Below are 14,784 nucleotides of genomic sequence, written 5' to 3' on the forward strand. Positions count from 1 at the left end.
TCGAAAAGAAAGAGTAAAGCAGGTGAACACGACGTAGAACAAACATTGCTACGGATGAAACAGTTTTTGTTGGAGCTGCGGAATAGTTTGTGAGTGGTACGTGGTGCGTGTTTCGGGTTGCGTGTTGCGTGTTGCGTGTTGCGTGTTGCGGGGATAATTTTCAATTAGCAATGAACAATTAGTAATTAACAATGTGTCTCGAAGTTTCATGGTTCATTGCACATTGCACATTGCACATTGATAATTGCTAAAACCACTCATCACCCATCACTCATCACTCATCACTCATCACTCGTCACCCATCACCCATCACCCATCACCCATCACCCATCACCCATCACCATTCACCATTCACCATCAGCAGCAAATCTATTTAAAATCTCATTACTATTACTAACGGAATTTTTGAGCCAACTTAGCAGAACTTCATTTTTGGTGGTATCGTCTAATTGCCAAGCTATATCAAGTTTTTTTATTTTCTGAGATAGGTAAAACATAAATGTAGCAGCAGTTACCGATATATTAAGGCTTTCGGTAAAGCCTACCATAGGTAAATAAATATTTTCGTCAGCCATTTTGCACGCAATATCGCTTAAACCCGTAAGTTCGGTACCCATTAGCAAGGCAAATTTTCCTGCCGATACGTCAAAATCGAATATAGATGTGGCTGTCGGCGAAGGTAGGGTTGCAACCAAGCGATAACCCTTACTTTTCAGTGAATTAAGGCACTCAACAGAATTGTTTTCATTTTTGTTGTACCTTATTATATTCAGCCACTTCGATGAGCCTAAGGCTATATCCTTATTAAGGCTGTATTTATTTTCATTTTCAATAACATGAACATCCTGAATGCCGAAACAGTCGCAGGAGCGAAGTACAGCGCTAGTATTATGCGACTGATAAATGTTTTCCAATACAATACTCATATATTGAGTTCGTTCTTCAACAATGCTCAACATCCTTTGGTAACGATTTTCGGTTACAAATTGCTGTAAAATTTCTATCTGTTTTATAGTATTTGCCGTATCTGAGCTATTGCACATAAGTTGTAATTATTCGTAGTCGTCGTATTTTCTGTTTGTGGGATGATAGAGTTTAAACCATTGGTCTAATGAAATTACTTTACATTGCCAAGGGACTTCATAATGAAACGCAGGTATATCGGTGTTTTCGTACCAGTTTACCTGGTATTCTTCAATAAAATCGTCGACATATAAAAACCGTCTGATGATTAAACCGTTTTTCTTAAAGTCTGAATATTTCTGCGTTGCCGTATAATTAAATGAAAAATCTGTAGGATGTATTAGGTTTTCGAGATTGTTCAACGCTTTTAAATCTACAGAATTGAAACAAGCCACTTCATAGGTATGAAAAAACCTTTCTACACGTTTGTTATTAACTCTTACTTCATATTCCGAAACGTTGTGTCCCAATAGTTTCAGGCTATCGTTTATTTTTGTAATAGTTATGCTATCTTCGCTTATTGGCGAAAATTTATTGTCAATAATAACACTTGTAAGAGCAGTATCAACATCATTGTCGGCAAAGCTATCCCAAAATTTCAGAAAACCTTTAAGTAAAAAGTCTTCATATATTTTTGTGTTTTTTTCTTCGTACTCACTAATAGTAGTAGCTGTGCATAACAAACTATCAATATCAACTAAAATAAGTTTGCCCGAAGATAAGTCGCAAGAATAAATAAAGTTGTATTGTTCAAATTTAACTTTGTTCCCATCTATAAAATACCTTTGCAGGTAAGTAACATTTCCCCTAGCGTTGCATCTGCCTTTAACAATCCAGCCTTTATCGGCAAACATCTGTCCCGACAGCATAAAAATCAACAAAAAGCCAATAAGTTTTTTCATCTTTGCTACGCAATTAATTTAGATAAAAACAAAAAAATCAATATACATTTGCAAAAATATGAAAATATCATCTAATTTTGCACTCTCAAATTTTTATTAATATGGCTAAGAAAAAACAAGCAACAGAAGAAAAAATTCACGTAATTGAAGATGCGCTAAGCAAAACCGAACACTTTATTGAAAAAAATCAGAAAGTACTTACAATTATTTTAGGAGCTATAATAGTAGTAGTATTGGGAATATTTGCGTTTCAAAAGTTTTATGTAAATCCGAGATCAATAGAAGCTGAAAGTCAGATATTCATGGCTCAAAAATATTTTGAAATAGATTCGTTAGACAAAGCTTTGTACGGAGATGGCAATTACCCCGGATTTATAGATGTTTCGGAAACATACAGTTCGACAAAGGCAGGAAATTTGGCTAAATACTACATTGGTTCCATATATTTAAAACAAGGCAATTATGAAGAAGCCGTTAAGTATTTAAAAAAGTTTAAAAGCAAAGATTATATATTGAGAATAATGGCTTATGGTAATATTGGCGATGCATATTGCGAGCTTAACGACCTTAAGCAAGCTGCTAACTACTACCAAAAAGCATATTCGTACAAACCCAACGACTTAGTTACACCTATTTATTTGATGCGTGCAGCATTTGTTTACGAAGATATGGGCGATTATAAAAAAGCTATTGAATTGTACAATAAAATTAAAACCGAACATCACATGAGCTTTGAAGCGCGCAACATCGATAAATATATAGCAAGTGCCGAAGAAAGAATGGGAGAATAATAATTTACCAACGCGATTATTATTTTGCAAGATAAACTTAAGATAATTTTTATGGGGACTGCAGATTTTGCAGTCCCGCAACTTTTTGCGATTTACGAAGCCGGACACGACATAGCGGCTGTTGTAACCGTTCCGGATAAGCCTGCAGGTCGTGGTTTAAAGTTAAATGAATCGCCTGTAAAGAAGGCAGCTTTACAGCTGAATCTGACTATATTACAGCCACAAAACCTATCTTCGCCAGATTTTATTGAAGAAATCAAAAAATTAGACGCAAATTTGTTTGTCGTTGTTGCTTTCAGAATGTTGCCAAAATCTGTTTGGCAAATTCCTAAATATGGTACCATTAATTTACACTCATCTGTACTGCCACAGTACCGTGGAGCCGCTCCTGTTAATTGGGCTGTTATTAATGGCGAGAGTCATAGCGGATTGACTACTTTTTTTATAAACGAAAAAATAGACGAAGGCAATATTATTGATTATGTTAGAGTTCCTATTGGCGACGATGAAACAGCCGGCGAACTTCACGATAAATTTATTCCGTTTGGGCAAAAATTAATGTTAGAAACTATTGAAAAGATAGTGAGTGGGAATTTTGTTTGTACTAAGCAAAGCGATATGCCCGTTGAAGGAGAACTGAAACTTGCTCCAAAAATATTTAAAAACGATTGCTTAATTGATTGGAGTAAGGATGGTAAAAGTATTTTCAATCTTGTAAGAGGATTGTCGCCTTATCCGGCTGCATTTACACATTTTAATTTGGTCAACGACGAGAAAGTTTATTCGGCAAAAATCTTTAAAGTTAGTTTTGAGCAGGCAAATCACGATAATTATATAGTTGGCAATTTGGTTACCGATAATGTTAATTATATTAAAATAATGGTATCGGATGGGTGGATTTTTGTAGAAGAATTGCAACTTGAAGGTAGAAAAAGGATGAGTGTTGAAGAATTTTTGAGAGGAAAAAGTGTAAATTCTTTATTTTTCGAATAAAAATATTCCCAAAATGGCGGTTTTATATGGGTTTTATAATGATTTTATTAACAAAACCCTTTATTTATTAACATTTTGTAAAAAAAATGTTTATAAAAGGTTGCATTACAAATAAATAGTATTACTTTTGTCCTGTTATATTATTTATTAACTTAATACCCAAAAAAATGAACAAATCAGAATTAATTGATGCAATGGCTGCAGAAGCTGGTCTAACAAAAGTTGACACCAGACGTGCACTAGACGCTTTCATGGAAGTAACAAAAAAAGCGTTGAAAAAAGGTGAACGCGTTTCTTTAGTAGGTTACGGTAGCTTTAGCGTAGCTAAAAGAGCTGCTCGCAAAGGACGCAACCCACAAACAGGTAAAGAAATTAAAATTGCTGCTAAAAAAGTAGTAAAATTCAAACCAGGTTCTGAATTACAAAAAGCAGTTAAGTAATTTATTTTACTTAATTACTAAAAGCCCTACTTTCGTGGGGCTTTTTTGTTTTTATTGAATTTTATTATATCCATATCCGAAATTAATATTTCCTTATCAATCAATGATTGTATGGTGTTTAGGATATCAGCTTCGGAGTATTTTTTTATTTGGCTTACAATTTCTCTAACACTTAATTCTTGCTTTTCTAACAATTTGACAAGAATGCCTGTAATTTTTTTACTTACTTCTTTTTCCTTTTTTCTATCTCTTTTTTTGGATAAGCAATAATCGCAAGTGCCGCAGGGCTTTGCTTTCTTTTCGCCGAAATACGAAACCAAATACATGCTTCTGCACGTTTCCGATTGCAAGTAATAAATCATTGCTTTGTTTTTTTCTATAGCATTTTGCTTTCTGTTATAGTAGTACTCGCGGCTTAAGTTTATGTCCTTTGAATTTATTCTTCGTGAAGAAAAAAACAGTTGATTCTTTGTTTTTTTGGGTAGATATGATATAATTCCGTCAGTGTCGAGTTTCTCGAGCATCTTGTCGATTATTGGTCTGTCGATATTGACAATTCTGGCAATTTTGTTTTCATCTATGTTTACAAATGAAGAAAATACGCCACCGTACATTCGCAAAATTGTTTTAATCAGATTTTCCATTTTTGTGCCGGCTTCCTGATAGCCGAAAAGTTCTTCTTTGCCGACGGTAAACATTAGTTTTGACGAACTATTCCATGGCTCGTTGGTTGCGATGTATCCTTCTCTTTCTAAAATTTTAACGGCACTGTAAACATTTATAGGTTTCAGTTTATACTTTTCGCAAAACAATCCTAAATCAAAATCAAATGAGCCAAAGACTTCGGTATCGACAGCAACTTGAGTGTATTCGCAAATTTTTTGATAAACTTCTTTTACAACATCAATGCTGGGCCACGATTGTTCGACAAGTCTTACACTGTTAGCAATATCTTCGTTGTTATACAATATAATTGCATAGGCTTTTTTCTCGTCTCTGCCCGCTCTTCCGGCTTCCTGATAGTATGCTTCGATGTTTTCGGGGATATCGAAGTGTATAACAAATCTAACGTTGGGTTTGTCAATTCCCATGCCAAAAGCGTTGGTGCTGACCATTACGCGAGTTTTATTATTGTACCATTCGTCCTGTTTTTTGTTGCGTTCGTCAGTACTCAATCCGGCGTGGTAATAATCGGCTTTAATATTATTTTGGTTCAGATATTTAGAAATTTCGACGGTAAGTCTTCTGTTTCTAACGTAAACAATTCCAGTTCCCTTAATAGAATTACAAACTCGCACAATTTTAGCATATTTGTCTTCAACTTTTCTGACAATGTAAGACAAGTTAGTTCTGACAAAGCTTTTGACAAAAATATTGCTCTTTTTGAATAGTAATTTTTTCTGAATATCGTCGGCAATTTCAGGAACGGCAGTTGCCGTAAGTGCAATGACAGGAGCTTCTGGAAACAAAGGACGAATATCGGCGATTTTAAGGTAAGGCGGACGGAAGTCGTAGCCCCATTCTGAAATACAATGAGCTTCGTCAACGGCGATAAGAGTTACGTTTGTCTGTTTAAAAACTGATAAGAATTTTTCCGATACTAAACGTTCGGGCGATAGGTATAGGAATTTAACCTCTCCCGAATTACACAAAAACATGATGTTTTCTATTTCGCGATAGTTAAGTCCCGAATGTATAGCGTAAGCCGAAATATTTCGTTTCCTTAAATTGTTAACTTGGTCAATCATTAGAGCAATAAGCGGTGTAACCACAACACAAACACCTTGCATAATAAGAGCCGGAACCTGAAAACAAATAGATTTTCCACCACCGGTTGGAAGCAAAGCCAAAGTATCGTTACCGGCGAGTACGGAGTTAATTATTTCTAATTGTTTCTCCCTAAAACTGTCGTAACCCCAATATTGCTTGAGTATGTCTAAAGGATGTACCATAATTCTTCATCAAAAATATGTATTTTGTGCTATTTTAATAGCAAAACTTTTAATTTTGTGGAAATAAAATCAGTATGAGCGATATTATTTATTTGTTGGGATACATGGGTGCAGGCAAATCGACTGTTGGCAGAAAGTTGGCTAAGCGACTTGGCGTGGATTTTTTGGACTTGGACAAGGAATTTGAGAAGAAGTATAAGCATAGTATCAGTTCATTTTTTCAGAAATTTTCGGAGAAAAGTTTCAGAGAGCTTGAGCAACAATTGTTGAAAGAAGTTTCTGAAAACTTTTCGGGCGTTTGCTCTGTAGGTGGTGGAACACCCTGCTTTCACAATAATATGGATACAATGAACAATAGCGGCATTACTATCTTTTTAAATGTTGATGAAGATGTACTATTTAAAAGGTTGTACAAATCGCGTAGGCAGCGACCGCTTTTCAACAAATTTAACGATACAAATGCCGAAATTGACAAACACAAAGAAATATACCAAAAAAGGAAGTTTTACTACTCACAGGCAAAGATTGTGATTGAACTATCTGATGAAAGTCCAGCCGAATTAGTTGATATTATTTGCAATCGTTACTGTCTGATAAAATCTTAAAATGGTGGTTGGTGGTTCAGGTTACGGGTTACGGGTTACGGGTTGCGTGGTACGGGGTGCGGGGTGCGGGGTAGTTTTTGAGTAAGGAGTTTCGAGTTTAGAGTTAAAAATTGATAATTCTAATTTCTAATTTCTAATTTCTAATTTCTACCTTTATCAGCTAACAGCTAACTATTTTTCTTTTTCAGCAAGATAATATTTTCGGTATGATGGGTGTGTGGAAACATATCGAATGCTTTGGAAATGGCAGGAGAGTATTTTTCCGACAATAATTTAACGTCTCTAGCTTGCGTAGCCGAGTTGCAGCTTACATAAACAATTTTTTCGGCTTCGATGTTAAGCAGTTGTTTTACAACTTTTTCGTGCATACCGGCTCGTGGTGGGTCGGTGATTATAACGTCGGGTTTGCCGTTAGTTTTTACAAAATCATCGTCCAAAACCTTTGCAATATCGCCTGCGTAAAAACTGATATTATTAAGGTTGTTAATTCTGGCGTTTATGTTGGCATCGTCAATAGCCATATCAACATATTCAATACCTACAACTTTTTTTGCAACCTGAGCCATGTATATACTAATGGTTCCGGTTCCGCAGTATAAATCGTAAACTGTTTCGTTGCCTTTTAAATCGGCTAAATCGAAAGCTGTTTTGTAAAGTTTTTGCGTTTGCAAAACGTTGGTCTGAAAAAATGATAGTGGAGCAATCTGAAAGCTTAGTTTTTTGTTGCTATCAACAGGCGAATCCAAATGTTCAATCAAAAATTCGTCTCCACCCCAAAGTTCAGGCTGCAAGTCTTGTATTGAATCGTTTAATTTTGAATTTATAACATGGTAAAAAGATTTTATAGACGAAAAATCACTTTTTAAACGATTAAATATAGCATTGATGGCATTTTCAACATATTCCGACAAGACAAGAATAATCATAAAATCGCCATCGTGATTGCTGCGTAAAATGATATTGCGAAGCAATCCTTCTTTGGTACGCACGTTATAGAACGAAAAATTGTTTTCTAAGGCAATGTTTTTTACAGTATTTCTGATATCGTTAGATAAATCTTTTTGCAGATAGCATTTATCTATGTTTAAAATCCTGTCGAAGCGTTTTGGAATGTGAAAACCCAATGCCTGAATGTTTTGTTTTTCTTCATTGTCCATATCTTCTTCCGAAAGCCACGCAAGCGGCGAGAATGTGAATTCCAACTTATTGCGGTAATACATTGTTTCTTCCGAAGGTTCAATAGGTAAAATGTTTTCAATGATAAGTCCACCAATACGTTGCAAATGGTCTTGCACTATATTGTTTTTAAAATCAAGCTGTTTTTCGTAAATAATGTTTTGCCAACTGCAACCGCCGCAAGTCCCAAAGTGCTTACAGAAAGGCTCTGTACGCAATTCCGAGTATTTATGAAAGTGTATCGCTTTTCCTTCCAAATAGTTTTTCTTTCTGAAAACAATTTGAATATCAACAACGTCGCCAGGAACAACGTAAGGCACAAATATTACCAACCCATCAACCTTGGCAACAGCTTTGCCTTCGGCTCCTATAGATTGAATTAAAACTTCCTCTTGGATAGGAATAGGTTTTCTTTTCACAGAAATTTAGATTAAAATTTGTTTCCAAAAGCCAAATCGCCGGCATCGCCTAATCCGGGTACAATGTAGCCTTGAGCTGTAAGTTCATCGTCGATGGCAGCAACCCAAAGCGTGCACTTTTTCTTGTACATTGCTTTTTTTAAGTAATCGATGCCTTCGGTACTAGCCAATACTGCGACAAAATGAGTGTAGTAGGGCGTACCGCTTTCTAAAATAGACTTATATGATTGTACAAGCGATTTTCCCGTTGCCAACATGGTGTCGGACAGAATAAGCACCGTATCGGAAAATTTAGGACAAGAAACGTATTCAACATTAATTGTAATATCTTCGTTTGCAGCATGTTGCCTGTAAGCTGAAACAAATGCACTATCGGAGCTATCGAAATAGTTTAACAATCCCATATGCAAGGGAATACCGGCACGCAAAACAGTTGCTAATAAAGGTTTACGTTTGAATTTAAACGAAGATTTTTCGCCCAAATCGGTGATGACGGTTGTAGGTTCGTATTCTAGCGTTTTGCTTATTTCGTAGGCAAATATTTCACCCAATCTAACTAAGTTATTCCTAAAACACAGGCTGTTTTTTTGTATTTCTCTATCGCGAAGTTCGTTAACGAAGTGTGTTATAAGAGAATTGGTACTTCCTAAATCATTTATTATCATAATAATTGTCTTTTTTTTGCAAATTTAAAATTTTAATGAATAATACAAAGATTATTTCGTTTCTTTTATTAATTTTATACTTTTGTCGAAAGTATTTTGTACGCATTGCAATGCAGATATTTTTAAGGATTTTTCTATTAACTTCAGCAAAAAACATAAATATAATGAAAAAAATACTTCCAATTTTAATAACATTAATGCTTGTAAATTTGCTTAGCTTTTCGCAGATAAAAGTCAGTAAAGTGATAGATAACAACACTATAGGTAAGGATTATGGATTGTATTATACGTTGCCCCAAACTACCTTTAAAATTGATTTTTTGATAAAGCAAACCCAATATAAAAAAGGTCCTTTTGCCGAATATTGCAAACAAATTTTGGGTTCCGACGATTACATTTCGCATGACCATTCAAGTTATGAAATAATTGAAATTTCTGTTTCAAAAGTTATTGCTCCCGACCCTGATTTTGTGTATTTCGTAAAATTTAACGAAAGAAGCAGGTTCAAAAGTGTGGAATTATCGCTGAATAAAGGTAATGGTTTGCAAGGATACAATTCGGTTCATAAAAAGAGCAAGCAAGAAATAGGTTCCTATAATGAAAATACATTTATTCCTATTGTGGGTAATACGGGTTTGCACGCAGATACTGTGATCAGAAAGATATCACTAGATACGACTACAATTACCCAAACATTTATCAAGAATATAGATGCGAATAAATCGGCATTACAACAAGCAAGAGAAATTTCGAGCGAGATTAAGAAGATAGATGAAAGCATAATGAATTTGATTACAGGTTATCACGAAATAGCTTTCGATAAAGGCAGTATCGAATTTATGTACAACAAGTTAAACGAGTTGAAACATAGATATACCCAGCTTTATACAGGTATAAGCAATACTTACTATAAGTCTTATACATATTACTACACGCCTAGTTTTTCAAATACTAACGAGTCGCTGTTTAAATTTTCTAACTCTGAAGGAGTTTTACCACTTATCAGTTATAGTAGTGGCGACGAAGTTACTGTCGTTGTGCAGCCAATAAAAAATGATGAGTTTGCAATTTCCGATTATAAAACTATTAATGAAGAAGAAGCTTTGTTTTATAGGATTCCCGAATTGGTAAAATTATCAATCAATAAGCAAAATTATTCTATCTTTTCTTCTACAGAAGAAGTTAATCAGTTGGGTAAAATAGGGAAAATTTCGACAGAAAAACTTAACAATGTTGTTCTTGATGAAAAAACAGGCGGAATTAAGTACATAAAACTATTGCAAAACTAGTAATCAGAACCGATGAGTATAAAAGATATTATTGTAAGGGCTATAAGAATAACACTAATACCTAGTGCCGAGTGGCAAACCATAGCAAAAGAAGAAAGCAGTTTATCGACTCTGTTTTTTAACTATTCGCTGTTTTTAATAATGTTTTCGGCTCTTGGCAGAACCATAGGCATTTCGTTTACGGTATTTCCTTTTTACAAATTTTCGTCGGAGTTGTGGTTGGCTTTGGGATTTTACTTTTTATACTGGACTGTATTTTCGCTGCTACTTATTATTGCAATAACTTACATACTAAACTGGATTTTAAGTATTTTAAAATTCGATACTAAAATTATTAAATCTGCTAAGTTGGTTGTGTATTCGTTTACACCTTTATTTTTGTTTTCGTTTGTAATTTTTATCCATCCTGTTTTACATGTATTAATACCCATAGGGATTTTGGTGTTTATTTTGTACATCATCATTTTGTTGTGGTACGGAACCAGAAACCTATTTGAAGGAAAGAACAACCCTAAGGTAGCTTATTATATTATTGCGGTGATAGTAATATTTTTGGTGTTTGCTTTCGGACAGATTTTAAGTTTTAAATTGTTGAAAATCTTTTTCCCGTTGTTGAATTTGCTGTACTTTTAGTGATTGGTGATTGGTGGTGGGTGAATGGTGGGGATTCTAAGCTACAAGTCTCTATACTCAAAACTCCCGACTCAGAACTCAAAACTTCGGTCTTCCGACTCAGAATTACGTAATTAATAACCATACTTATCTTTCCACAAAGTTTTCAAGTAATTTCTTAAGTCGTTTTCGCGTTTGTTTTTGCCGGGATTGTAAAAGACGGTATTTGAAATTTGGTCGGGTAAAAATTCTTGAGTAACAAAATTCTGATTGTAGTCGTGGGCGTATTTGTAATCGTTTCCGTAGCCTAGTTCGCTCATAAGTTTTGTAGGAGCATTGCGCAAATGTAGCGGAACGGGCAAGTCGCCTTGCTTTTCAACCATTCGCATAGCTTCGTTAATAGCCATGTAAGAAGCATTGCTCTTGGGCGAACACGCTAGATATATCGCAGTTTGCGACAAAATTATTCTACATTCGGGATAACCGACTTTATTTACAGCATCGAAACAATTATTGGCAATTACCAAAGCTGTGGGATTTGCATTTCCAATATCTTCCGAAGCAAGAATTAGCATACGTCTGGCAATAAACAAAGGGTCTTCGCCACCGACAATCATACGTGCTAACCAATAAACGGCGGCATTTGGGTCACTGCCCCTTATGCTTTTTATAAATGCAGAAATTACGTCGTAGTGTGTTTCTCCTTTTTTATCGTAAGTTACTATACGTTGCTGAATTATTTTTTTTGTTTTTTCGTTGTCGATAGCAACTTCACCATCGGTTTTTGAGACTGCATCGGAGATAATTTCAATTGCATTAATTAATTTTCTAGCGTCACCGCCTGAAATTCTTAGCAATGCTTCTATTTCTTTAAATACGATTTTAATGTCGAAGTAATCTGCCAAAACCTTGACGGTTCTGTTTATAATTTCAAGCAAATCATCTTTTGATAACGGTTCAAGGACATACACTTGAGTTCGCGAAAGCAAAGGTGTAATAACTTCAAACGAAGGATTTTCGGTAGTGGCTCCAATAAGTATGATTTTACCGGTTTCAACGGCGTTTAGCAATGAATCTTGTTGCGATTTGCTAAACCTGTGGATTTCATCGATAAAAAGTATAGGCGATTTTTCGCATTCCGAAGCTTTATCTATAACACTTCTAACGTCTTTAACTCCAGCACTCACAGCACTCAGAGTAAAAAACTCCCTATTGCTTACCGATGATATCAGCAATGCCAATGTGGTTTTGCCAACTCCTGGAGGACCCCAAAATATCATTGAATGCAACTTTCCATCTTCTATCATTAGCCTGAAAGGCGAATTATCTCCCATCATATGCTTTTGTCCTACAAATTCGGATATGCTTTTAGGACGCATTAACTCGGCAAGTGGTATGTTTTTCATCGGTTGTACAGTTTTGTATTTTGCAAAGTTAAATAAAATTTGTCATTAGCTTTTAGCTTTTAGCTTTTGGCAGGTGCGTGGTGCGTGGTGCGGGGTGCGGGGCAATTAGTAATTATCAATTAATTAATAATTGTACATTGCTAATTGACAAAATCCACTCATCACTCAACACCGACCGCCAATCACCAATCACAAAAAAGCCAACGGCTAATGGCTAATGGCTAACAGCTATTATAGTCAAAAGTTATGATATTCACATCAATTTTTGCTTTTTTTAACTACTTTTGCAATAAAAATGAAACATAAAACCTTTGTTTTTAAGCTGTTGCTTGTTTTAGTCGTACTTTTAACATTCTCTTGCGGCAATAAGTTTAGCAGTAGTAAGTTTATCGCGCCTAAATCAGATTCAATAAGCAAAGCTGATTCAATTGAAACGCTGATATCGGCTCAACAAAAAATGCTTGATTCTATAAATAGGGCAGGTACTACTGATAGTAGCGGTTTACACTAACGTATTTACATGTAAAAAGTATTTTGTAAACGCTAGTAGTGCGACTGCTATGATTATAGGAGCTATCAAAATTTTGTAGCTTAACGTATCATTTTCCGTTTCAGAAAATTCCATTTTGTGTCTTTCGGTAGTATTTGTAAAAATAAGTAGAACAAACACAACGGGAACGATTAACATTAAATAATTGAAAAAAGTCGAAGGACGAATGGCAATGTACATTAAAGTTGAAATCAATATGGAAGGCAATAAATAATGGTAAAGCAAGAAAGTGTTGAACTTTTCGGGTTTAATTGTTAAGTAATAAATATTGGCAGTTAGTAGTAAATATCTGTACATGAAAAAAGCAATCATAAGCAGTATAAATAGGCAAATAGATGCAACTATTATTTTGGCAACTATACCCATATACAAGTAACTCAAAACTATTCCAAAACCTTCGTAAATAAAGCAACCAAACAAAATATTTCCAACCATAAATGAAAGGGTAAATATAAAACCCCAAGCTAAAAATATTCGCAAGTATCCGTTGTACTCAATAGTATTGAAAAAAATTATCCCGAAAAATAAAAGCAGAATAACCTGTGCAATAAAAGGGATAGAGTAGAGAATAATCACCATTTGCTGAGTCCATTTTTCTGTCGGAATATTGTAATATATAGTTGAGTTGGTAAGGAATAGCTGGTATCCAAAAAATTTTCCTATCAATATGTTAAAAGATATTTGAAATAGTACAACAAAGCAGGCGGCAATAATGCCAATAAAAAGAGAATTAATAAAAGCAACATGATTTGCTTTTATTTTTGTTTGAACAAGGTTCATTGTTTATGCTTAAAATTAAATATAATTAATTTTTATATGCTCCTTTTTCAAGTTTGTTTTTAATTTCTGTAAACGCTGCAACAGTCTGGTTTACATCGTCTATCGAGTGTGTGGCAGTTGGGATAAGTCGAAGTAAAATAACCCCCTTCGGCACAACAGGATAGGTAACTATTGAGCAGAAAATATTGTAAGTTTCTCTCATTTCGCGAGTTATTTTGGTAGCTTCTTCAATAGTTCCATTAAGCATAACAGGTGTAATTACCGATTCGGTATTGCCTATTGAGATTCCGGCATTTCTTAAGCCGTCTTGCAGAGCATGAGCTATAGTCCACATTTTTTCTCTCAATTCGGGATATTTTTTTATAAGTTCCATACGTTTCAATGCACCTATTGTAATCGGCATTGGTAGCGATTTTGCAAATATTTGCGAACGCATGTTATGTTTCAAATAATTTATTATATCCTTGTCGCCAGCAACAAAAGCTCCAATTGTAGCAATAGCTTTTGCAAAAGTTCCGAAATATAAATCAACGTCGTTTTGAACACCGAAATGTTCGTCGGTTCCGGCTCCTGTTGGTCCCATAGTTCCAAAACCGTGAGCATCGTCAATCAACAAACGGAATTTAAAATCTTTTTTCATTTTAACTATTTCGTCAATTTTGCCCAAATCGCCCGACATTCCGTAAACACCTTCGGTAATTACTAATATTCCACCATTGGTTTTAGAAGTTAGCTTTGTAGCACGCTGCAAACAAGTGCGCAACTTTTTCATATCGTTGTGCGGATAAACAAAACGTTTACCCATATGCAAACGCATACCATCGATAATACAAGCGTGAGACTCGTTATCGTACACTATAACATCATTTCTGTCGACAAGCGCATCGATGATAGAAAGCATACCTTGATAACCGTAGTTAAGCAGATATGCAGCTTCTTTATTAACAAAATCGGCTAAAACAGCTTCAAGTTTTTCGTGGTAGGAAGTATGTCCGCTCATCATTCGAGCTCCCATAGGGTAAGCTAATCCCCACTGTTCGGTTGCTTCTGTATCGGCTTTTCTAACTTCGGGGTGATTTGCCAATCCTAAGTAGTTGTTTAAACTCCAAATCAAGCATTCTCTGCCGTCAAAAACCATTCGGCTGCCGATTTGACCTTCTAATTTTGGAAACATGTAATAACCATCTGCGTAGTAGGCGTGTTCGCCTAATGGTCCTAAATAGCTTGTTCTTTTCTCAAAA

15 protein-coding genes are annotated in these 14,784 nt (G+C 35.1%); 7 read left to right on the plus strand and 8 right to left on the minus strand.

Annotated features, from left to right (window positions below; all coding sequences use genetic code 11):
- Positions 1–344: 344 nt before the first annotated feature.
- Positions 345–1,043, minus strand: a complete 699-nt coding sequence (locus PHP31_08760) for an RNA methyltransferase (protein MDD3739366.1) — start codon at positions 1,041–1,043, stop codon at positions 345–347.
- 9 nt (positions 1,044–1,052) lie between these two features.
- Positions 1,053–1,865, minus strand: a complete 813-nt coding sequence (locus PHP31_08765) for a hypothetical protein (GenBank protein ID MDD3739367.1) — start codon at positions 1,863–1,865, stop codon at positions 1,053–1,055.
- 101 nt (positions 1,866–1,966) lie between these two features.
- On the opposite strand from PHP31_08765, the gene PHP31_08770 reads away from it, so the two are divergent.
- The 3 genes from PHP31_08770 to PHP31_08780 all read left to right on the plus strand — a co-directional run bounded on the left by PHP31_08770 (position 1,967) and on the right by PHP31_08780 (position 4,089).
- On the plus strand, positions 1,967–2,656 hold the full coding sequence (locus PHP31_08770) for a tetratricopeptide repeat protein (GenBank protein ID MDD3739368.1): 690 nt from the start codon (positions 1,967–1,969) through the stop codon (positions 2,654–2,656).
- Between the two features lie 24 nt (positions 2,657–2,680).
- Positions 2,681–3,649, plus strand: coding sequence for a methionyl-tRNA formyltransferase (fmt, locus tag PHP31_08775; protein MDD3739369.1), 969 nt, complete (start codon positions 2,681–2,683; stop codon positions 3,647–3,649).
- A gap of 167 nt (positions 3,650–3,816) precedes the next feature.
- Entirely contained in the window at positions 3,817–4,089 is a 273-nt protein-coding gene (locus PHP31_08780) for an HU family DNA-binding protein (protein ID MDD3739370.1), read from the plus strand.
- Between the two features lie 26 nt (positions 4,090–4,115).
- Here the strand turns inward: PHP31_08780 and PHP31_08785 are convergent, their stop codons facing one another.
- Positions 4,116–6,041, minus strand: a complete 1,926-nt coding sequence (locus PHP31_08785; protein MDD3739371.1) for a RecQ family ATP-dependent DNA helicase — start codon at positions 6,039–6,041, stop codon at positions 4,116–4,118.
- Between the two features lie 74 nt (positions 6,042–6,115).
- Here PHP31_08785 and PHP31_08790 point away from each other — a divergent pair, with 74 nt between their 5' ends.
- Positions 6,116–6,646 (plus strand): shikimate kinase, encoded by a 531-nt coding sequence (locus tag PHP31_08790; GenBank protein MDD3739372.1) that lies wholly within the window; start codon positions 6,116–6,118, stop codon positions 6,644–6,646.
- 167 nt (positions 6,647–6,813) lie between these two features.
- Here PHP31_08790 and rlmD read toward each other — a convergent pair whose 3' ends face one another.
- Entirely contained in the window at positions 6,814–8,241 is a 1,428-nt protein-coding gene (gene rlmD / locus PHP31_08795; GenBank protein MDD3739373.1) for a 23S rRNA (uracil(1939)-C(5))-methyltransferase RlmD, read from the minus strand.
- Positions 8,242–8,252: 11 nt separating this feature from the next.
- Positions 8,253–8,906: a uracil phosphoribosyltransferase gene (upp, locus tag PHP31_08800; GenBank protein ID MDD3739374.1), complete on the minus strand. Its 654-nt coding sequence runs from the start codon at positions 8,904–8,906 to the stop codon at positions 8,253–8,255.
- A gap of 164 nt (positions 8,907–9,070) precedes the next feature.
- On the opposite strand from upp, the gene PHP31_08805 reads away from it, so the two are divergent.
- Together PHP31_08805 and PHP31_08810 are read left to right on the plus strand one after the other, a co-directional pair.
- Complete coding sequence (locus PHP31_08805; GenBank protein ID MDD3739375.1) at positions 9,071–10,195, plus strand: DUF4831 family protein; 1,125 nt, start codon at positions 9,071–9,073, stop codon at positions 10,193–10,195.
- Positions 10,196–10,207: 12 nt separating this feature from the next.
- Positions 10,208–10,828 (plus strand): Yip1 family protein, encoded by a 621-nt coding sequence (locus PHP31_08810; protein MDD3739376.1) that lies wholly within the window; start codon positions 10,208–10,210, stop codon positions 10,826–10,828.
- A gap of 113 nt (positions 10,829–10,941) precedes the next feature.
- Here the strand turns inward: PHP31_08810 and PHP31_08815 are convergent, their stop codons facing one another.
- Positions 10,942–12,213 (minus strand): replication-associated recombination protein A, encoded by a 1,272-nt coding sequence (locus PHP31_08815; protein ID MDD3739377.1) that lies wholly within the window; start codon positions 12,211–12,213, stop codon positions 10,942–10,944.
- A gap of 295 nt (positions 12,214–12,508) precedes the next feature.
- On the opposite strand from PHP31_08815, the gene PHP31_08820 reads away from it, so the two are divergent.
- Complete coding sequence (locus PHP31_08820; GenBank protein ID MDD3739378.1) at positions 12,509–12,724, plus strand: hypothetical protein; 216 nt, start codon at positions 12,509–12,511, stop codon at positions 12,722–12,724.
- On the opposite strand, the gene PHP31_08825 is transcribed toward PHP31_08820, so the two are convergent.
- Both PHP31_08825 and PHP31_08830 read right to left on the minus strand, forming a co-directional pair.
- A complete protein-coding gene (locus PHP31_08825) occupies positions 12,716–13,543 on the minus strand; it encodes a hypothetical protein (GenBank protein ID MDD3739379.1) in 828 nt (275 codons plus the stop codon). The genes PHP31_08820 and PHP31_08825 overlap by 9 nt on opposite strands.
- Positions 13,544–13,568: 25 nt before the next feature.
- Positions 13,569–14,784: aminotransferase class I/II-fold pyridoxal phosphate-dependent enzyme (locus tag PHP31_08830; GenBank protein MDD3739380.1), on the minus strand; the 1,216-nt coding region annotated here is incomplete at its 5' end.

This window comes from Lentimicrobiaceae bacterium, assembly GCA_028697555.1.
In the GTDB taxonomy this organism is placed as follows: domain Bacteria; phylum Bacteroidota; class Bacteroidia; order Bacteroidales; family UBA4417; genus UBA4417.

Excerpts from the sequence above, each read along its gene's own strand:
- PHP31_08760 (MDD3739366.1), bottom strand. The coding sequence starts at position 1,043 with ATGTGCAATAGCTCAGATACGGCAAATACTATAAAACAGATAGAAATT.
- PHP31_08765 (MDD3739367.1), bottom strand. The coding sequence starts at position 1,865 with ATGAAAAAACTTATTGGCTTTTTGTTGATTTTTATGCTGTCGGGACAG.
- PHP31_08770 (MDD3739368.1), top strand. The coding sequence starts at position 1,967 with ATGGCTAAGAAAAAACAAGCAACAGAAGAAAAAATTCACGTAATTGAA.
- PHP31_08780 (MDD3739370.1), top strand. The coding sequence starts at position 3,817 with ATGAACAAATCAGAATTAATTGATGCAATGGCTGCAGAAGCTGGTCTA.
- PHP31_08785 (MDD3739371.1), bottom strand. The coding sequence starts at position 6,041 with ATGGTACATCCTTTAGACATACTCAAGCAATATTGGGGTTACGACAGT.
- PHP31_08790 (MDD3739372.1), top strand. The coding sequence starts at position 6,116 with ATGAGCGATATTATTTATTTGTTGGGATACATGGGTGCAGGCAAATCG.
- upp (MDD3739374.1), bottom strand. The coding sequence starts at position 8,906 with ATGATAATAAATGATTTAGGAAGTACCAATTCTCTTATAACACACTTC.
- PHP31_08805 (MDD3739375.1), top strand. The coding sequence starts at position 9,071 with ATGAAAAAAATACTTCCAATTTTAATAACATTAATGCTTGTAAATTTG.
- PHP31_08810 (MDD3739376.1), top strand. The coding sequence starts at position 10,208 with ATGAGTATAAAAGATATTATTGTAAGGGCTATAAGAATAACACTAATA.
- PHP31_08815 (MDD3739377.1), bottom strand. The coding sequence starts at position 12,213 with ATGAAAAACATACCACTTGCCGAGTTAATGCGTCCTAAAAGCATATCC.
- PHP31_08820 (MDD3739378.1), top strand. The coding sequence starts at position 12,509 with ATGAAACATAAAACCTTTGTTTTTAAGCTGTTGCTTGTTTTAGTCGTA.
- PHP31_08825 (MDD3739379.1), bottom strand. The coding sequence starts at position 13,543 with ATGAACCTTGTTCAAACAAAAATAAAAGCAAATCATGTTGCTTTTATT.